18 protein-coding genes are annotated in these 19166 nt (G+C 70.1%); 3 read left to right on the top strand and 15 right to left on the bottom strand.

Features of this window, described 5'->3' with window-relative positions; genetic code table 11:
• Window positions 1–15 precede the first annotated feature (15 nt).
• Window positions 16–1689 (top strand): allophanate hydrolase, encoded by a 1674-nt coding sequence (atzF, locus tag ACIP79_RS37115; RefSeq protein WP_401230972.1) that lies wholly within the window; start codon window positions 16–18, stop codon window positions 1687–1689.
• Between the two features lie 234 nt (window positions 1690–1923).
• Window positions 1924–3039 (top strand): LLM class flavin-dependent oxidoreductase, encoded by a 1116-nt coding sequence (locus ACIP79_RS37110; RefSeq protein WP_401230969.1) that lies wholly within the window; start codon window positions 1924–1926, stop codon window positions 3037–3039.
• Window positions 3040–3161: 122 nt separating this feature from the next.
• Here ACIP79_RS37110 and ACIP79_RS37105 read toward each other — a convergent pair whose 3' ends face one another.
• The 12 genes from ACIP79_RS37105 to ACIP79_RS37050 form a co-directional block, all read right to left on the bottom strand.
• Entirely contained in the window at window positions 3162–6023 is a 2862-nt protein-coding gene (locus ACIP79_RS37105) for a DEAD/DEAH box helicase (RefSeq protein ID WP_401230966.1), read from the bottom strand.
• 41 nt (window positions 6024–6064) lie between these two features.
• The gene (locus ACIP79_RS37100) at window positions 6065–6955 is read right to left on the bottom strand and encodes a diacylglycerol kinase (RefSeq protein WP_401230963.1); all 891 of its coding nucleotides are present in this window, start codon (window positions 6953–6955) and stop codon (window positions 6065–6067) included.
• Window positions 6956–6986: 31 nt separating this feature from the next.
• On the bottom strand, window positions 6987–7937 hold the full coding sequence (tatC, locus tag ACIP79_RS37095) for a twin-arginine translocase subunit TatC (protein WP_401230960.1): 951 nt from the start codon (window positions 7935–7937) through the stop codon (window positions 6987–6989).
• Between the two features lie 47 nt (window positions 7938–7984).
• Entirely contained in the window at window positions 7985–8278 is a 294-nt protein-coding gene (gene tatA, locus ACIP79_RS37090) for a Sec-independent protein translocase subunit TatA (protein WP_266467080.1), read from the bottom strand.
• 239 nt (window positions 8279–8517) lie between these two features.
• Entirely contained in the window at window positions 8518–8712 is a 195-nt protein-coding gene (locus ACIP79_RS37085; RefSeq protein WP_383681907.1) for a hypothetical protein, read from the bottom strand.
• A gap of 103 nt (window positions 8713–8815) precedes the next feature.
• Entirely contained in the window at window positions 8816–9076 is a 261-nt protein-coding gene (locus ACIP79_RS37080) for a hypothetical protein (RefSeq protein WP_383681905.1), read from the bottom strand.
• A 173-nt stretch (window positions 9077–9249) separates the two neighbouring features.
• A complete protein-coding gene (locus tag ACIP79_RS37075) occupies window positions 9250–10278 on the bottom strand; it encodes a helix-turn-helix transcriptional regulator (protein WP_383681903.1) in 1029 nt (342 codons plus the stop codon).
• A 15-nt stretch (window positions 10279–10293) separates the two neighbouring features.
• Window positions 10294–11247, bottom strand: coding sequence for a helix-turn-helix transcriptional regulator (locus tag ACIP79_RS37070; protein WP_383681902.1), 954 nt, complete (start codon window positions 11245–11247; stop codon window positions 10294–10296).
• Window positions 11248–11407: 160 nt separating this feature from the next.
• Window positions 11408–11779 (bottom strand): FKBP-type peptidyl-prolyl cis-trans isomerase, encoded by a 372-nt coding sequence (locus tag ACIP79_RS37065; protein WP_389633574.1) that lies wholly within the window; start codon window positions 11777–11779, stop codon window positions 11408–11410.
• A gap of 69 nt (window positions 11780–11848) precedes the next feature.
• Window positions 11849–12853 (bottom strand): FKBP-type peptidyl-prolyl cis-trans isomerase, encoded by a 1005-nt coding sequence (locus tag ACIP79_RS37060; RefSeq protein ID WP_383681899.1) that lies wholly within the window; start codon window positions 12851–12853, stop codon window positions 11849–11851.
• A 212-nt stretch (window positions 12854–13065) separates the two neighbouring features.
• Window positions 13066–14427 carry a Pup--protein ligase gene (gene pafA, locus ACIP79_RS37055; protein ID WP_383681898.1) on the bottom strand — a complete coding sequence of 454 codons (1362 nt, stop codon included), beginning with the start codon at window positions 14425–14427 and terminating at the stop codon, window positions 13066–13068.
• A 9-nt stretch (window positions 14428–14436) separates the two neighbouring features.
• Window positions 14437–15696: an MFS transporter gene (locus ACIP79_RS37050; protein WP_401230952.1), complete on the bottom strand. Its 1260-nt coding sequence runs from the start codon at window positions 15694–15696 to the stop codon at window positions 14437–14439.
• A gap of 108 nt (window positions 15697–15804) precedes the next feature.
• Here ACIP79_RS37050 and ACIP79_RS37045 point away from each other — a divergent pair, with 108 nt between their 5' ends.
• Window positions 15805–16827 carry a LacI family DNA-binding transcriptional regulator gene (locus tag ACIP79_RS37045; RefSeq protein WP_401230949.1) on the top strand — a complete coding sequence of 341 codons (1023 nt, stop codon included), beginning with the start codon at window positions 15805–15807 and terminating at the stop codon, window positions 16825–16827.
• 286 nt (window positions 16828–17113) lie between these two features.
• Here ACIP79_RS37045 and prcA read toward each other — a convergent pair whose 3' ends face one another.
• The 3 genes from prcA to ACIP79_RS37030 all read right to left on the bottom strand — a co-directional run bounded on the left by prcA (window position 17114) and on the right by ACIP79_RS37030 (window position 18944).
• Window positions 17114–17860, bottom strand: coding sequence for a proteasome subunit alpha (prcA, locus tag ACIP79_RS37040; protein WP_401230946.1), 747 nt, complete (start codon window positions 17858–17860; stop codon window positions 17114–17116).
• 110 nt (window positions 17861–17970) lie between these two features.
• The gene (prcB, locus tag ACIP79_RS37035; protein ID WP_383681892.1) at window positions 17971–18816 is read right to left on the bottom strand and encodes a proteasome subunit beta; all 846 of its coding nucleotides are present in this window, start codon (window positions 18814–18816) and stop codon (window positions 17971–17973) included.
• Entirely contained in the window at window positions 18768–18944 is a 177-nt protein-coding gene (locus ACIP79_RS37030) for an endonuclease domain-containing protein (protein WP_401231202.1), read from the bottom strand. Before ACIP79_RS37030 ends, prcB begins: the two co-directional genes overlap by 49 nt.
• Between the last annotated feature and the right edge of the window lie 222 nt (window positions 18945–19166).

Raw genomic sequence — 19166 nt, 5'->3', positions numbered from 1 at the left:
GCGCGAGGAGTACAGATGTCGTCCCGCACCCTGACCCCCACCCTGACCCGCGCTCGAAGGGCGTACGCCCGCATCGAGGAGGTCGGCCGCCCCGAGGTCTGGATCGACCTGCGCCCCCGGGCGGAGGTCGAGCAGGAGGCGCGCGCCATCGACGCTCGGGTCGCCGCGGGCGAACACCTCCCCCTCGCCGGCAGACTCCTCGCCGCGAAGGGCAACATCGACGTCGCGGGCCTGCCGACCACCGCCGGCTGCCCGGCGTACGCGTACACCCCCGAGGAAGACGCCCCCGTGGTCGCCCGCCTCCGCGCGGCCGGCGCGATCGTCCTCGGCACCACGAACCTGGACCAGTTCGCCACCGGCCTGGTCGGCACCCGCTCCCCGCACGGCGCCGTACGGAACGCCCTCGACCCGGCCAGGATCAGCGGCGGCTCCAGCTCGGGATCGGCCGTCGCCGTGGCCCTGGGAATCGTCGACCTCGCCCTCGGCACCGACACGGCGGGCTCGGGCCGCGTGCCCGCCGCCTTCAACGGCATCGTCGGCCTCAAGCCGACCCGCGGCCTGGTCCCGACGGCCGGCGTCGTTCCCGCCTGCGCCTCCCTCGACTGCGTGACCGTCTTCGCCCGCACACTCCCGGAAGCCGAACAGGCCCTCGCGCACATGGCCGCTCCGCCGGGCCGCGCCCTTCCACCCCTCCCCCAGCGAACGCCCGGCCCATGGCGCGTGGCGGTCGCCTCCCCGGCGCAGCTCGGCGAGCTGGACGAGGGCTGGGCGGCGGCGTACGAGGCGGCGGTCGACCACCTCCGCTCGGCGGGAGCCGAGTTGCGCACTCTCGACCTCAGCCCCTTCACCGAGGCCGCCGCGATGCTCTACGAGGGCGCGTTCGTCGCCGAGCGTTACACCGCGGTAGGAGGCTTTGTCGACAAGTTGATCAGCGAGGGCGGCGCCGGACTCGACCCGACCGTCGCCGGGATCATCACCCGCGCCCGGGACATCCCGGCCCACCAGCTCTACGCCGACCAGGAGCGCCTGGCCGTCCTCCGGGCCGACGCCCTCGCCCAACTCGGTGACGCGGACGCCCTGTTGCTGCCGACGACCCCGGGGCATCCCACCCTCGCCGAGGTCGCCGCCGACCCGCTGGGCGCCAACGCGCGCCTGGGCCGCTTCACCAACTCCACGAACCTCTTCGACCTGGCGGCGGTCGCGGTGCCCGCGGGAACCGTGTCCGGGCTGCCCTTCGGCGTGATGCTGATCGGCCCGGCGTTCACCGACGAGCGCCTCGCCCGTGTCGCCCGCCTACTCCAGCCGCGGCTGCGCGTCGCCGTGGTCGGCGCCCACCTGTCGGGCGAGCCGCTCAACGGCCAACTCCTCGCATTGGGAGCCGAGTTCGAGCGAGCCACCAGCACGGCGCCCGTCTACCGGTTGCACGCGCTGTCCACCACTCCCCCGAAGCCGGGTCTCGTCCACGCGGGAGCCGACGGAGCCGCGGTCGAGGCCGAGGTCTGGCAGCTCCCCGCCGAGGGCCTCGGCGGCCTGCTCGCCGGACTCCCCCGCCCGATGACTCTGGGCCGCGTCGACCTGGCGGACGGCACCCACGTGCCGGGCTTCCTGTGCGAACCGGCCGCGCTCGAAGGAGCAAGGGACATCACCGAGTACGGCGGCTGGCGCGCCTACCTCCGTACCCGATCGTGAACGCGCCTCGCAAACAAGGCAGTTCGGGTCCGGGCGCGTCCGGGCGAGGCCCGGTTGACTCGGTCCAGGATAGCCTGTTCCACTGAAGCCATGCGCCCTCAGCCGCGGCTGGTCACCCGCGACCACATCGACTTCGGTCGTGTGTGGTCGGCGGCGTGTAGTGCCTGACGAGAACCCACGCCTTCTCCGTCACCGCACGACACCTCCGCACAGCTGAATCGAGGCCGCATTCCCATGCCCGTCGAGTTCCTCGGCATAGCCGCAACCAACGATGGCTCCGAAGTCACCGCGCGCAGTGGCGTCTCCTTCGACAGGGAGTACACGCTCCGGCTCGCCCGCGCCCACGAGGACCACGGCTGGGACCGGGTCCTGTTCGCGTACGGTTCGGGATCCCCCGATCCGTCCCCGGCCGCCGCGTACATCGCCGCGCGTACGGAGAAGCTGCAGATCCTGGTCGCCCACCGCCCGAACGTCTCGTACCCCACGTTCGCGGCCAAGACCTTCGCGACGCTGGACCACATCAGCGACGGCCGCCTCGCGGTGCACTTCATCACCGGCGGCAACGACCACGAGCAGCAGCGCGAGGGCGACTTCCTCACCAAGGACGAGCGGTACGCCCGCACCCGCGAGGCCATCCAGATCATCAAGAAGGCGTGGACCTCGCACGAGCCCTTCGACCACGAGGGCACGCACTACCGCTTCAACGACTTCGTCAGCGACACCTTCCCCGTCCAACAACCGCACCCGCTCGTCTCGTTCGGCGGCTCGTCCCCCGCGGCGTACGAGGCCGGTGGCGCCGAGGCGGACATCTACTGCCTCTGGGGCGAGCCGCTGGCCCAGACCGCCGAGCAGATCGAGTCGGTGAGGACCGCGGCCAAGGCGGCGGGCCGCACGGACGTGCCCAGGATCCAGGTCGCGTTCCGCCCGATCATCGCGCCGACCGAGGAACTGGCCTGGGAGAAGGCGTACGACACCCTCGCGAGGATCAAGTCCCGTAGGTCCGGTGGACTCCTCAACCGCCGCTACCCCGTGCGGAACCCGGAGAACACCGGCTCCCAGCGTCTGCTGGCGGTGGCCGCCGAGGGCGACCGCCACGACCGCGCCCTGTGGAGCCCGACCGCGGCGGAGACAGGCGGCGCGGGCAACTCCAACGCCTTGGTCGGCACCCCCGAAACGGTCGCCCAGGCCCTCCTCGACTACTACGACCTGGGCGTCGACATCCTCTCCGCCCGCGGCTACGACCTCCTCGACGACGCCATCGACTTCGGCCGCCACGTCATCCCGATCGTCCGCGAGGAGGTCGCGAAGCGCGACAGGATCCGTGGAGACGTCAGCCCCTCCGACGCCTGAGAACAATCAGCCCCTCCGGCGTTTGAGGAGCGGGGCCTGGGGCGGAGCCCCAGAAAGACGGGCAGGGTAGGGGCGGAGGGGGCGAAAACTCCCGCCACCCCACCCAAGCCCCCCACCAGCACTCACCCCACCGACGAATACGCCACAACCCCCCGCAACAGCCCGTCAACCGCCTTGCGCGCGTTCTTCGCGACCGTGGAGTCCGCCGCCCCGGCCACCGGCGCCGCCGCCGAGATCTGCCCAAGCACATCGATCACCTGCTTGCACCACCGCACGAAGTCCCCCGCCGGCATCTCCGCCTCACGCAGCACCGCGTCGAGCCCCTTGCCGGAAGCCCACTCGTACGCCGCCCACGCGAACCCGAGATCCGGCTCACGCTGACCGACACCCTCGGTCTGGGTGATCCCGAAGTCCTCCTCCAGCGCGTCCAGCCGCCCCCAGATCCGCACCATCTCACCGAGCGCGGCCTTCGCCTTGCCGGACGGCACCTTCGGCGCCATCGCGTCGTCGGCGACCCGCGACTCGTACACCAGAGCCGAGACGCACGCCGCGAGTTCGGGCGGGGTCAGGCCCTCCCAGACACCGGCACGCAGGCATTCGCTGGCGAGCAGGTCGAGTTCGCCGTACAGCCGGGCGAGCCGCTTGCCGTGCTCGGTGACCTCGTTGCCGCGCAGGTAGTCGAGCTCGGTGAGGAGCGCGACGATCCGGTCGAAGGTACGGGCGATGGTGTTCGTCCGGCCCTCGATACGGCGCTCCAGCTGCGAGGTGTCCCGCAGCAGCCGGTGGTAGCGCTCGGCCCAACGGGCGTGGTCCTCACGGTCGTTGCACCCGTGGCAGGGATGAGCCCTGATCGCCGTGCGCAGCCGGGCGATCTCACGGTCGTCGGCGGCCTCGGCCCGCTTCTTGCGATGCCGGTCGGTGACGATGTGCCCGGCCTTGGTGCGCAGCGCGGACGCCAGATCGCGGCGCGACTGCGGCGAGCGCGGGTTGAAGGACTTCGGGATCCGCATCCGCTCCAGCGCCTCGACGGGCACCGGGAAGTCCATCGACGCGAGCCGCTTCACCTGGCGCTCGGCGGTGAGCACCAGCGGGCGCGGCCCGTCGTGCTGCTCGAAACCCCGATGGCCGTTCGACCTCCCGGCCGGCAGTCCGGGGTCCAGCACCAGCGCGAGCCCCGCGTACTTGCCGGTCGGGACGTGGATGACGTCGCCGGGCTTGAGCTTCTCCAGCGCGACGGCCGCCTCGGCACGCCGCTGTGCCGCTCCCTGCTTGGCCAGGTCGGTCTCCCGGTCCTTGAGCTCGCGGCGCAGCGCCATGTACTCCTCGAAGTCCCCGAGGTGGCAGGTCATGGACTCCTTGTAGCCGTCGAGCCCCTCCTCGTTGCGCTGCACCTGCCGGGAGATCCCGACGACCGACTTGTCGGCCTGGAACTGCGCGAAGGACGTTTCGAGCAGTTCGCGCGAGCGGTGCCTGCCGAACTGCTCGACCAGGTTCACCGCCATGTTGTACGACGGCTTGAAGCTGGAGCGCAGCGGATAGGTGCGGGTGCCCGCGAGTCCCGCGAGGTGGTCGGGGCTGATGCCACGCTGCCACAGCACCACCGCGTGGCCCTCGACATCGATGCCACGGCGTCCGGCGCGACCGGTCAGCTGGGTGTACTCGCCGGGGGTGATGTCGGCGTGCTGTTCGCCGTTCCACTTGACGAGCTTCTCCAGCACCACCGAGCGGGCGGGCATGTTGATGCCCAGCGCGAGGGTCTCGGTGGCGAACACGGCCTTGACCAGGCCGCGTACGAACAGCTCCTCGACGATCTCCTTGAACGTCGGCAGCATGCCCGCGTGGTGGGCCGCGATGCCGCGCTCCAGGCCTTCCAGGAACTCGTAGTAGCCAAGGACGTGCAGGTCCTCGCTCGGGATCGTCGCCGTGCGCTCCTCGACGAGTTCGCGCACTCTGACGCGCGCCTCGTCGTCGTTCAGCCGCAGACCCGCGTACAGGCACTGCTGGACGGCGGCCTCGCAGGCCGCGCGGCTGAAGATGAACGTGATGGCGGGCAGCAGCCCTTCGGCGTCCAGGCGTTCGATGACCTCGGGCCTGCTCGGCGTCCACACCCGCGAGCGCTGTCTGCGCTCGCGCTCCCGGTCCGCCTCGCGCATCGCACGGCCCCGCTTGCGGTCCTGGTAGGACGGGCGGCTCGCCTCCATCCGCGCCAGCCGCGTGAGGTCGGGGTTGACGGCCTTCTTGTGGCCCTCCCCCTCCTCGAACAGGTCGTACATCCGGCGCCCGGCGAGCACGTGCTGGAACAGCGGCACGGGCCGGTGCTCGGAGACGATCACCTGGGTGTCGCCGCGGACGGTGTCCAGCCAGTCGCCGAACTCCTCCGCGTTCGACACCGTCGCCGAGAGTGACACCAGGGTCACCGACTCGGGGAGGTGGATGATCACTTCTTCCCAGACGGCGCCCCGGAACCGGTCGGAGAGGTAGTGCACCTCGTCCATCACGACGTAGCCGAGACCGAGGAGGGTCTGCGAGCCCGCGTACAGCATGTTGCGCAGCACCTCGGTGGTCATCACGACCACCGGAGCCTCGGAGTTGACGCTGTTGTCACCGGTGAGCAGGCCGACCTTGTCCGCGCCGTACCGGCGGCAGAGGTCGGCGTACTTCTGGTTGGAGAGCGCCTTGATGGGCGTCGTGTAGAAGCACTTCTTGCCCTGCTGGAGGGCGAGGTGCACGGCGAACTCACCGACGATCGTCTTGCCCGATCCGGTGGGCGCGGCCACCAGCACACCCTTGCCCGCCTCGAGCGCCTTGCAGGCCTCGATCTGGAAGGGGTCGAGGCCGAAGTCGTACATCTCGCGGAAGCCGGCGAGTGCGGTGGCCTGCTCGACAGCGCGCTTCCGTGCTGCCGCGTACCGCTCGGCCGGGGAGAGTTCCTCTGTCATCGTGCTTTCGAGACTACCGGCAGCCACTGACAACACAACGATCAATATCCGGATCCACACCCGCGAAACCCGAGGGTCCCCGCAGCTCAGGGAATCGCCACCCGCACCGCGCCACGCACACACTCAGCCGTCAGCGGCAGCGGCCCCAGCGGCTCCCCGTCCGCGTACCCCGTGACGCCGTCGGCGGCCAGCGCGACCCTCGCCGCCCGGTACACGGTGACCTTGGGGTGGTCGAGATGCGTGCCCCGGTAGACCTTCGGGAACACCTTCAGCAGGGTCATGCGGCCGCAGTCCCCGACCACCGTCACGTCGAACAGGCCGTCGTCCAGTTCCGCGCCCGCGCAGATCTTCATGCCTCCGCCGTACGACGGTCCGTTGCCGACCGCGACGAGCGTCGCCTCGATCTCCCGGACCTCGCCGTCGTCCAGCGTGATCCGGTACGAGAGGGGCCTGAAGGCGGCCAGTTCGGCGAGCATCGCGAGGTCGTACTTGATACGGCCGACGGGCCAGCGCATCCGGTTGCCCCGGTCGTTGACCCGGGAGTCGAAGCCGGAGGCGAGGACGGTGCCGAACCAGCGGCCGCCCACCCGGCCGAGGTCCACCGCACGCAGCCGTTCCGTCTTGAGAGCCTCGGCGATCACCCGCCCCGCCGCCGCCGGATCGCGTACGGGCAGGCCCAGGGCACGCGCGAAGTCGTTCCCGGTGCCCACGGCGACCAGGCCGAGCGGCGTCCGGGTCTCCGCGACGGCCTGGAGGGCGAGGTTCGCCATGCCGTCCCCGCCGACGGCGACCAGGGCGCCCGTCCCCTCCGCCACTGCGGCACGCGCGCGCGTGAGGGCGTCCTCGGCGTTCTCCCCGACGACCGTACGGACGGAGAATCCCGCCGCCCGCAATGCGGAAGCGGCCGGCTGCGCCGCGTGGGCGCCCCGGCCGCGTCCCGCGGTGGGATTGACGAAGAGGGTGATCTCGCTGGTCACGAGCCCGACCCTATGATCTCTTCGCGGTTCCTCAGGTCACGTCGTCATAACCGTTGACCCGGTCCTTGCTCGCCTGCTCCGGCAGCGCGGCCCGGCTGGCCGACACCGTCTCGACCTCGCCGATGGCCTCGGGAGTGAGGTCCAGCTCGGAGGCCTCGTCGTCGGCTGGTCCCGAGGCGTCGCGCCGGCGCCTGCGCCGGTCGTTCAGCAGCGAGAAGGCGACCGCGCCGAAGTACAGGATCCAGATCGGCCCGGCGAGCGCCAGCATGGTCAGCGGGTCGGTGCTGGGGGTGGCCACGGCCGCGAAGACCGTGATGCCCATGATCATGGCGCGCCACCAGCTGAGCATCCGCCTGCCGGTGATCGCTCCGGTGAGGTTGAGGAAGACCAGCAGCAGCGGCAGCTCGAAGGAGAGTCCGAAGACGAGCACCATGCGCGTGACGAGGTCGAGCAGATCGTCCAGCGGCAGCAGGTTGGACGTGCCGGACGGTGTGAAGTCGAGCAGCACCTTCGCCGTGGTGGGCAGCACGGTGTAGGCGAAGTAGGCGCCGCCCAGGAAGAGCGGGGCGCCGGTGCCGACGAACGCGTAGGCGTACTTCTTCTCGTGCCGGTGCAGTCCGGGGGCGACGAAGCCCCAGAGCTGGTAGAGCCAGACCGGCGAGGCCAGCACGACACCGGCCATCAGCGACACCTTCAGCGCGAGCGTGAAGGGGGTGAGCAGACCGTTGATGGTGATCTGCGCGCACGGTTCGGTGGACGTCGACTTCGCCAGTTGCTCGAAGCTCTGGTCACAGCCGACCGAGTCGAGGATCGGTCTGGTGATGAGATTGATGATGTCGTTGTAGAAGAAGGCGGCGACGACGGTGATCGCGACGATGGCCAGCATCGCCTTCGCAAGCCGGTTGCGGAGCTCGCGAAGGTGCTCCGCGAGGGGCATCCGCCCCTCGGGATCCTTCTCCTTCTGGCGGGCAGGCTTCAGCAACCCACGTTCCCATCTCGTGCGGAGGGCCGGAGGTCACCGGCCCTGCGTCAGCGCTTGGTCGTCGAGTCCGTCGGCTCGGTGACCGGGCGGGAGCTGGTCACGTCGCCGGGCGCGGCCTGGATGGTGCGCTGAGCCGGGGGCTGCTCGTCGGTGGCCGGCGGGGCGGCCGGGGCGGCGGCCGTGTCCTGGCCCTCCGTCTTCATGGCCTTGGCCTCGCTCTTCAGGATGCGCGCGGACTTGCCGAGCGAGCGCGCCATGTCCGGAAGCTTCTTCGCGCCGAACAGCAGGATGATGACGACGAGGATGAGAATGATCTCGGGAGCTCCGAGCCTTCCGAACATAATTCTTTACCTTCTCACCGAGGCGGCATGGAATGGGGGCTGTCCGATCGGTCGGACATGTGTCCGATCGTCGCGCTGACAGCGATCGTAACGCTCAGGGGTAAACGCGAGGCAATCCCTGTGCGTACTCCCAGTTCGCGACCCGCGCCTCGTTTATCGGGGCCGCGACCAGCAGCGTACCTGCCGATACCGGAAAGGTGACAGGGCGAAAGCCACTCGGAGCGCGGTGGACCCCCGACTCACAGCGCGTCCACAGAGCGAGCCGTGGTCACGGCCGAGCGCTCCAGGTCCTCGGCGGCCCTGCCTATGCGGTCTGCGGAATCGGCGACCTGCCTGCCCAGACGCTCCGCTTCGAGGAAGACACGGACAGCGAGCACGCCGATGACGGCGATTCCCAGGAAACCCACAGCGACAGCGAACATCGGCCAGAACATGACGCCGACCCTAGACGACGCCGACGTCGCCCGGGCACCGCCCCGGTCACTCCTTCAGGACCCGCGGACCCGCGGGCCCTCGGACACGCAGAGCCTCAGACCCTCAGACCGTCGAGTGCAGACGCAGTGTCCGCACTCCGCCCCCGGTGAGGAGTTCGACGATGCGTTCACCGGCGGGCTTGCGCACGGCGGCGTCGCACTCCGGGCAGGTGAAGGAGTAGAAGGTGGTACGGCTCGATCCGCCGATGGCCAGCATCAGGGCGCTCGCGCCGAGCTCGAACTCGGCTCCGCAGTCCGGGCAGCCGGCCCGGAAGACCGTCTCGACCACCCTCCTCATACCGGCGAAGGCCGTGACGACGGACATCTCGGGGCCGCCCGGGGACGCGGACGCGACGGCCCGGCCCGAAGCACCGGCAGTCCCCGCCGCCCCTGCCGTCCCTACCGCACCGGCCGTCCCCGCCCCACCGGCGGCCCCCGCCGCACCAGCGTTCTCCGATGCCCCGGACATCGCACCGGACATTGTCGACGTCGACGTGCTCAAAGCCCCTGCTCCTGCCTGTCGTACGGCCCGTCCTGTACTCCCTGAAGCCCGTCGTAGGCCGCGAGGGCCTCGCGGGCCGCCAGCTGGGCGCTGTCCGCGAGAGCCTGCGGTGACACGATCCGGCCGTCCCGGCCCAGCCGCAGTGCCAGCCGTCGCAGCGAGGTGGGATCGGGAGTCCGCAAGGTGATACGCAGCCCGCCGTCCGCGAGTTCATCCGCACTGTCGTGCGGGTAGTACTCCGCGACCCAGCGCCCGCCGGGACCCACCTCCACGACCACCTCGGGATCCTCCGCCGCCGGCTGCACCAGCCCTTCGGAGAGGTCCCGCATCTCGATCTCGGGCGGGGCGGACGGCTCGTCCAGGATGCGGATCTCGGCGACCCGGTCCAGCCGGAAGGTGCGGCGCGCCTCGGAGCGGCGGCACCAGGCCTCGACGTAGGTGTGGCCGACGCTGACCAGCCGGATCGGGTCGATCTCGCGCTCACTGAGCTCGTCGCGCGAGGGAGAGTAGTAGCGGATCCAGAGTCGGCGGCGCTCGGAGATGGCCCGGTCGACGTCCGCGAAGACGCCGCCCTCGGACTCGAAGGTGACCGAGAGCCGGGAGGAGGCTCCGGCCGCCTCCCCCGAGGCGGCCTCCACCTTGGCGGTGGCGCGCAGCAGCGCCTGCCGGTCGCCCTCGCGCAGTCCGGGCAGGGTGGACACCGCGCGGGCGGCCACGAGCAGCGCGGTCGCCTCGTCGGCGGCGATCCGCAGCGGCTCGGCCGCGTCCGCGCCGAGCGCGCCCGGGTTGCGCCACCAGATCCGGTCGCCGTCGGTGTCGATGTCGAGCAGGTCGCCGCCGCGGAAGCTGGTCCCGCACAGCGGCAGCACGTCGAGGTCGGAGATCAGCTCGTCCTCGGTGATCCCGAAGGCCCGCGCGACGTCGCTGACGCGGGCGCCGGGGCGCTCGCGCAGATAGGTCACCAGGGAGAGCATCCGCCGGGTCTGGTCGATCGCGTTCGTGGGCCTGGCCGGTTTTCCTGCCACTTTCCTACGTCCCCCTCAGCCCTTGGCCACGGCGCGCAGCCGGTCCACGACATCCGCCCGCAGCTCGGCCGGTTCCAGGACCACCACGTCGGGCCCGAACTCGACCAGCCAGGCGTCCAGACCGTGCCCGTACGGAATCTCCAACTCGTCCCAGCCGCCGTCCAGTTCCCGTACGGAGACGGCCTTGGCCCGCAGCGGGTAGCCGGCGCCGGTGCGCAGCCGGATCAGCGCGGAACGGTCGGCGATCTCGCCCGCCCAGCCGGCGACGGTCTCGCGGACGGTGACGACGTCGGGCACCTCGGCCGTGTAGCGGCCCGACCTGGTGCGGACCTTGCCGGTGATCCGCGAGAGCCGGAAGACACGCTCGGCCCCGCGGTCGCGGTCCCAGCCCGCCAGGTACCAGTGGCCGCGCCAGCATTCGAGGGCCCAGGGCTCGACATTGCGGGGTTCGGGGCGTGCGGCGGTGGCCTTGCGGTAGTCGAAGGCGACCGGGCGGCGGTCGCGGCAGGCCAGCATCAGTGGTTCGAAGGCCGCCTCGTGCACGGGGATGTGCGGTTCGAGCGCGCCGTGCGGCTCGTAGGGGTCGACGTCCTCGGGCAGGCCTGCGGCGCGCAGTTTCTGGAGGGCGCCGCTCGCCGCGCCGGCGAGGCGGGCCTGCTGCCAGACCTTGGCGGCGAGTCCGAGGGCGGCGGCCTCCTCGGCGTCGAGCGTGATGGCGGGCAGGCGGTTGCTGTCGCGGCGCGCGAGATAGCCGACCTCACCGTCGAGGTTCTCCACCGTCTCGATGACCAGGCCGAGTTCGCGCAGATCGTCCTTGTCCCGCTCGAACATCCTGTTGAAGGAGTCGTCCGAGCTCGCCTCCAGATAGGCCTCGATGGACTCGCGGAGTTCGCGCTTGCTGAGCGGCCGCCGTGTCCCCAGCAGACACAGCGCGAGGTTCATCAGCCGCTCGGCCTTGGCAATGGCCATCGACGCCCTTCCTATGATGCTTCCGACCGATGACCGTACCGCTCCGACGTGTCCGGACAAAAGCCGAGGGCCCATGCCCGAACAGGCATGGGCCCCAAATGATCAAGTTCGGTCAGACCTCGCCGGAAGACGCACGAAGATCAGACCGCGACCTGGTCGATCAGACGGCGACGAGATCGCAGACGAAGATCAGCGTCTCGCCGGGACCGATGCGGCCACCGGCGCCGCGGTCGCCGTACGCGAGGTGCGCGGGGATGACCAGCTGGCGACGGCCGCCGACCTTCATGCCCTGCACGCCCTTGTCCCAGCCACTGATGACCTGGCCGACGCCGAGCTGGAACTCGAGCGGGGTGCCGCGGTTCCAGGAGGCGTCGAACTCCTCGCCGGTGGAGAAGGCAACGCCCACGTAGTGGACCTTGACGAAGTCGCCGGCCTTGGCCACCGCCCCGTCGCCCTCCCAGATGTCCTTGATCTCGAGGTCCGCCGGGGGCTCGCCGCCCGGGAAGTCAATCTCGGGCTTCTCGATGCTCACGTCTCTAGCTCCTGCTTGTTCGCGTAAAGGCCTTAAGGCAGTACCGACAGTCTCACATCCCCGAGGGCGTTACATCTTCGCCAGGATGTCGACCGAGAACACCAGCGTGGAGTCCTTGCTGATACCGCTTCCCTCCGGCGGGCTGTCGCCGTATCCCAGGCTCGGCGGGACGACGATCAGGACGCGGCTGCCGACCTTCTTGCCCGTCAGACCCTGCGCCCAGCCCTTGACGACCTGGGTGAGCGAGAACGACGTCAGAGCGTCCCTGCCGTACGTCGAGTCGAACTCCTTGCCGGTGTCCCAGAGAACGCCCTCGTACTGCACCAGGACCGTGCTGTCCGCCGCGAGTTCCGCGCCGTCGCCCTCGATGACGTAGTTCGCCACGAGCTTCGTCGGGGCGTCCGACTTCGGTACGTCGATGGAGGGGGCCTTGCCGTCGGTGTTCGTGCCCACCTTCGGCAGGGCGGCGTCGTCCTGTGCGACCGTCTTGCCCTTGGCGGAGCTCTTGGAGTTGAAGGTGTCCTGGATGTCGACGACGAACACCAGGGTGTCGGTGCCCTTGATGCCCGCCTGCGTGTTCCCCTCCGTGCCGTAGCCCCAGGTCGGCGGCACGGCCATCTCGACGCGGCTGCCGACCTTCTTGCCCGCCAGGCCGTAGCGCCAGCCGTCGATGATGCTGCCCTGGGCGAGCTGGATGAGCAGCGGCGTCTTGCGGTCGTAGGAGTTGTCGAAGACCTTCGCCGTCGCCCAGACCTGGCCCAGGTAGTGCGCCTGGACGTAGTCGTTCTCCGCGACCGCCTTGCCGTTGCCCGCGATGACCGTCTTGACGGCCAGGTCCTTCGACGGGTCGCCGCTGCCCTTGGCGACGGTGGGCTTCTCGCCGAACTTCGCGCCCGCCGTGATGGCCGGCAGCGGACCGTCGACGATCTTCGGCGGCGGCGCGGCCGAGGCGCCGGCGGAGGCCGAGGCCGACGGGCTGCTGCTGGACTCAGCCGTGTCCGACTTGTCGTCACTGCACGCGGCGAGTGTGACGAGTCCAGCGGGTACGGCTAGAAGAAGTGAGCGTCGGCGCACGGTGGGGGCCCTCGTTCGGTCGATCTTGGTTGATGGCGTGCGCGCTACCTTACTGACGTTTGGCCGGCGTCCGGGGTTCCGGCCCGCCCCGGATTCCGGCCGGAGGTCCGGGGGTTGTCCCCCCGAACAGCACTTTCGACATGAGAAGGGCGCCGTACGGAAAAACGTACGACGCCCTCTTCGTGTTCCGGATCGGACCCGGAACACTTCGCTCACATTCCGGCGATCAACTTCTCCACCCGGTCGTCGACACTGCGGAACGGGTCCTTGCACAACACGGTGCGCTGCGCCTGGTCGTTGAGCTTGAGGTGCACCCAGTCGACCGTGAAATCCCGGCGCTGTTCCTGAGCGCGCCGGATGAAGTCGCCGCGCAATCGTGCCCGAGTGGTCTGCGGGGGCACGGACTTGCCCTCGAAGATCTTCAAGTCGTTGCAGATCCGGGCGGCTTGGCCCTTCCTCTCCAGGAGGTAGTAAAGGCCGCGCCGACGGTGGATGTCGTGGTAGGCGAGGTCTATCTGCGCGACGCGCGGGTTGGACATGGTCATGTTGTGCTTCGCTCGGTAGCGCTCGATGAGCTGGTACTTCATGACCCAGTCGATCTCGGTGCCGATCCGGTCGAGGTCCTCGGCCTCGATCGCGTCGAGCGTGCGGCCCCACAGTTCGAGGACCTGCTCGACGGTTCCGGTGCGGATGCCGCGGCGCTCGACGAAGTCCACGGCCTTCTCGTAGTACTCGCGCTGCACGTCGAGGGCGGAGGCCTCACGGCCGCTGGCCAGGCGCACCTTGCGCCGGCCCGTGATGTCGTGGCTGACCTCGCGGATCGCCCGGATCGGGTTCTCCAGGGTCAGGTCGCGCATCACCGTGCCCGCCTCGATCATGCGCAGCACGAGGTCGGTGGCACCGACCTTGAGGAGCATGGTCGTCTCGGACATGTTCGAGTCGCCGACGATGACGTGCAGCCTGCGGTAGCGCTCGGCGTCCGCGTGCGGTTCGTCGCGGGTGTTGATGATCGGCCGGGAGCGGGTCGTCGCGGAGCTGACGCCCTCCCAGATGTGCTCGGCGCGCTGGCTGACGCAGTACACGGCGCCGCGCGGAGTCTGCAGCACCTTGCCGGCGCCGCAGAGGAGCTGCCTCGTGACGAGGAACGGGATGAGAATGTCCGCGAGCCGGGAGAACTCCCCGTGCCGGGCCACCAGATAGTTCTCGTGGCACCCGTACGAGTTGCCCGCAGAGTCGGTGTTGTTCTTGAACAGGTAGACGTCGCCCGCGATTCCTTCCTCGTGCAGGCGTCGTTCTGCGTCTACAAGGAGTCCTTCGAGAATGCGCTCGCCGGCCTTGTCGTGGGTGACCAGTTCGGTCACGTTGTCACATTCGGGAGTCGCGTATTCCGGATGTGATCCCACGTCGAGATAGAGGCGGGCACCGTTCCGCAGAAAGACATTGCTGCTGCGGCCCCATGACACGACACGGCGGAAGAGGTACCGCGCCACCTCGTCGGGAGACAGGCGGCGCTGTCCCCTGAACGTACACGTGACGCCGTACTCGTTCTCCAGCCCGAAAATGCGGCGGTCCATGACTGAACATTACGCCCGATCCCCTGAGCGCAAACGGGGTTCGACGGCACGGTTTGGATCATTTTCCGATGAGACCGCGACGACCGCCGTGTTCCCGGTAGCTGCGAGGACCCGCCCCGTGGCCAGCAGAACCACCAGTGCGGCGGCTCCCGCGGCCCCCGGTACGGCGTAGCCCCACACCGCTCCGCCCCACTCGACGACAGGGCCCGCGAGCCCCGTTCCGACGGACGCTCCCACGGTGAACGTGGTCACAAGCCAGGAGAACGCCTCGGTGACGGTGCCCTTGGGGGCGTGCCGGTCGACCAGCACGAACGCGCAGGCGATGCACGGCGCCAGGAAGACCCCGGCGAGCGCGGTGAGGGCCGTCATGGCCACCGGACTCGGCACCAGCGTCAGTGGCACGTAACACACCGCCAGGAGCGCCACGAGCAGCCGCAGTCGCCGTTCGGGCGCGCCGGTCCACTGCCGCGCGCCGTACACCGTGCCGCCGACGAGCGCCCCTAGGCCGATGCCCGCCATCAGCCATCCGTAGACCGCGTCCCCGCCGTGCCCGTCGGAGTACGACACCGCGGCGACGGTGATCGAGCCGAGCGCGATCCCGACGAACAGGAAGGCGCCGAGCAGGGCCACGAGCCCCGCCGAACGCAGGGCCCCGAGCCAGTGCGCCTCCCGCGGAGCCGAGCGCCACGCGCGCGAGGGCGCCGACACGACCACGGAGAGGGCGCCCAGGACGCCGATGACGTTCAGGACAAGCAGCGCGGCCTCGGCGGACCAGAGCGCCACGCACAGCGTCACGAGCAGCGGCCCGACGGTGAACATGATTTCCTGCGCCACGGCGTCCATCGCGTACGCGGTGTGCACCTGCCCCTCCTTGCGCAGGACGGAGGGCCACAGCGCCCTGAGGCCGCCCTCCAGAGGGGGCGTGAAGAGCCCGGCGACCACCATGGCGGCGTACGCGAGCGCCAGCGGGTCCGTGCCCGAGAAGGCGAAGAGCGCCATCCCGAGGGCCGAGACGAGCGCGGCGGGCAACTGGACACGCGGCTGCCCGTAGAGGTCCACGAGCCGCCCGAGCAGCGGTTGCCCCACGGCGTTGGCGATCCCGTACACGGCGGCCAGTCCACCGGCCAGGCTGTACGTGCCGCCCTCCGCGCGCACGAAGAGGACGACGGCGATGGCGGCGGTCGCGTTCGGCAGCCGCCCCGTGAGCGTGCCGACGAGCAGCCTCGCGGCATGCCTCGCCCGGAGGATCTCCAGATATCCCGCGGCCATGACGCGCCCTTCCGTAATCCCGAAGCAGTGGAGGTTTTACGTATAACCTCCTCTCCCATACGTACCATGTGCGCAGTCCGCGAGTCCATACGAGGGAGCAGGTCGACGGTGGCACGAGGTAGCACGCGCCCCACGAGCCGGGACGTCGCCCAGGCCGCCGGCGTCTCCCAGGCCGCCGTCTCGCTGGTGCTGGGCGACAAGTGGCGCGGCCGGGTCTCCGAGGCGACGGCCGGACGGGTGAGAGAGGCCGCCCAGGAGCTCGGCTACCGGCCGAACCTGGCCGCCCGCAACCTGCGTCTGGGCCGCACCCGTACGGTCCTCCTCGTGGTCCCCGCCCTGACCACGGAGTTCTTCGCCGGCGTCTACACGGGCGCCGCCCGAGTGGCGGCCGAACACGGCTTCGGAGTCGTCCTCTACCCCTCCCCCGAGGGCATCGGCCCGGCCCGCGACCCCTTCGGCTCGGCTCGCGCCGCCCTGGACGGCGTGATCGCCTCCTCGATGGCCGCCGACGCCCTCACCGCGATCCGCGGCGACCAGCTCCCCCTGGTCATGCTCGACAGCGACCCGGAGGGCAGTCTGGGCGCGGCGACCGTCAACCTCGACATCAGGGACGGCGTACGCCAGGTCGCCGAACATCTCCTGGCCCTGGGCCACCGCCACTTCCTGCACCTGGCGGCCGACATCCCCTCCTGGACCTTCGAGGTACGCGCCCAAGAACTCGCCACCCGCCTTTCCGAGATCCCCGGCACTCACCTCCGTACAGCCCGCGCCCCCATCTCCATGGAAGGCGCCCTCGAAGCCGCCGAAACGGCCCTGGCGGCTCCCGGCCCCCGCCCCACCGCCCTGGTCTGCGACGACGACAAACTGGCCGCCGGCGCCTACAAGGCGGCCCGCCGCCTGGGCCTCCGCATCCCCGACGACCTCTCGGTCACCGGCCTCGACGACCTGGCCCTGGCCAGAGCCATCGACCCCGAACTCACCACCGTCCGCCTCGACGCCGAACTCTTCGGCGAACAGGGCATGCAAGCCCTCCTGGCCGTCCTGGAAGGCCGCACACCCCCCCAGGACGACATCCCGGTCACCCTGGTGGTACGAGGCTCCACAGCCCCACCGGCCGCCGCGACTGCGTAGGCACCCCGCGGCTCCACGCACCGCCGGCCGGAATCCCACGGAAGGGGCCGGGGGGCCGGTACATCAAATGCCCGTCGCGTACGTGGTCACACCGCCGCCAAGCCCCACAACAAACCAAGGTGCCCATCGGCGACGGGCGGATGTACCGGCCCCCCGGCCCCGACCCACAACGCACCGCAGCACCACAACGCACCGCCCCCCACCGCCCCGCACCGCCGCCCCCAGAACCGCCGCGAGCCCCGGCCGACAAGGCCCGGGGCACGCGCAGCGACAAGACGAAGCAAACTCACTCGTCGTCGTCGGGATCCTCCGCCTCGGTGGCGGTCGACGCCCCGTCCGCCTCCAGCAACCGAGCCAGCTGCCGCCCGACAATCCGCTTGAACTTGCGCTGCTGCGGCCGCGTACGGTCCAGGATCGCGACCTCCAGCCGCTCCGCCGGAATCTCCCGCTCCCCGCCGTTCGCCTCGCGCGACAGCGCCTGCACGGCCAGCTTCAACGCCTCGGCCAGCGACATGCCGTCCTCGTGGCGCTGGTCGAGATAGCTGCTGATCTGCTCGGCGCTGCCACCCACCGCGACCGACCCGTGTTCGTCCACGATCGACCCGTCGTGCGGCAGCCGGTAGATCTGGTCACCCTCGGGGGTGTCCCCCACCTCGGCGACGACCAGCTCCACCTCGTACGGCTTCTCGGCCGCGCTGGAGAAGATCGTGCCCAGCGTCTGGGCGTAGACGTTGGCGAGACCGCGGGCGGTCACGTCGTCGCGGTCGTAGGTGTAACCCCGCAGATCGGCGTAGCGCACACCACCGATCCGCAGGTTCTCGTACTCGTTGTACTTGCCGGCGGCCGCGAAGCCGATCCGGTCGTAGATCTCGCTGAACTTGTGCAGCGCGCGGGACGGGTTCTCGCCGACGAACACGATGCCGTCGGCGTATTGCAGCACAACGAGGCTGCGACCACGGGCGATGCCCTTGCGGGCGTATTCCGCCCGGTCGGCCATCGCCTGCTGGGGTGAGACATAGAACGGCGTCGACACCGGTTATCCGTCCCTTTCTGTGGAAGTCACTGGATCACTTGCCAAGAAGCAGCCGCCAGGAAGACGCCGTCGAAGAGGCCGCCGTCATAGCAGCAGTCAAGAAACCGCTGTCAGAGCAGCGCTGCCCGCGGTCCGTCGGGCTGCTCGAGGCGCCGCTCCAGGATCGAGCGGGCGATCTCGGAGGACTCCTCGTCGTCGAGACGGCGGAATCCGTCCTCGGTGATCACGGTGACGATCGGGTAGATCCGGCGGGCGACATCGGGACCACCGGTCGCCGAGTCGTCGTCGGCCGCGTCGTACAGGGCCTGGACGACGAGGGTGGTGGCCTCGGACTCGGCCAGGTCCTTGCGGAAGAGCTTCTTCATGGCACCGCGCGCGAAGACCGAGCCGGAGCCGGTGGCGGCGAACCCGTGCTCCTCGGAGCGGCCGCCGGTGACGTCGTAGGAGAAGATGCGGCCCCGCTCACGGTCCACGTCGTAGCCCGCGAAGAGGGGGACGACGGCGAGGCCCTGCATGGCCATGCCGAGGTTCGAACGGATCATCGTGGACAGGCGGTTGGCCTTGCCCTCCAGGGAGAGGGTGGCGCCCTCCACCTTCTCGAAGTGCTCCAGTTCGAGCTGGAACAGCTTGACCATCTCGACGGCGAGACCGGCCGTGCCTGCGATACCGACGGCCGAGTACTCGTCCGCCGGGAACACCTTCTCGATGTCCCGCTGCGCGATGACGTTGCCCATGGTCGCGCGCCGGTCACCGGCGAGGACGACACCGCCGGGGAACGTGACGGCGACGATGGTCGTGCCGTGCGGTGCCTCGATCACACCCTGGGTGGGCGGCAGTTGCCGCCTGCCCGGGAGCATCTCCGGCTGGTGCGCGGACAGGAAGTCCATGAAGGACGACGACCCGGGCGTCAGGAAGGCAGCCGGTAGACGCCCGGTGCTACGAGTGTTGGCTTCCACGGGGATCCTTCCAAGTAGGCGGCAGCCCGACGAACAGCGTCGGGATCATCTCCCAACTTGCCGATGGCCGAATTGCAGTTGAAGCACAGTACGCCACGGACCCTACCCGTCCCGTGGCAGTGATCCACATGAATGGCCGGAGCTTTCGAAGGGATCACGGAGAGCCTCGTCGTGAGGCGACCAGCGCACGCTGTTCAGCTTCGGAGAAGCCGTAATGGCGCAGCACACGGTCTCTCGACCGCTGAAGGCTCTCCGACGACTCGGGGATGCCCGACTTCTCGCGCACCGTCATGGCGAGCGCTTCACCGCGTCGCCGGTAATGCGTGGCCGGAATACCTCCGCCTCGCACT

It is taken from the genome of Streptomyces sp. NPDC088747, from assembly GCF_044751025.1.
Lineage (GTDB): Bacteria > Actinomycetota > Actinomycetes > Streptomycetales > Streptomycetaceae > Streptomyces.
Note: the sequence above shows the minus strand (reverse complement) of the source record. Positions and strands in the feature narration are given on the sequence as shown.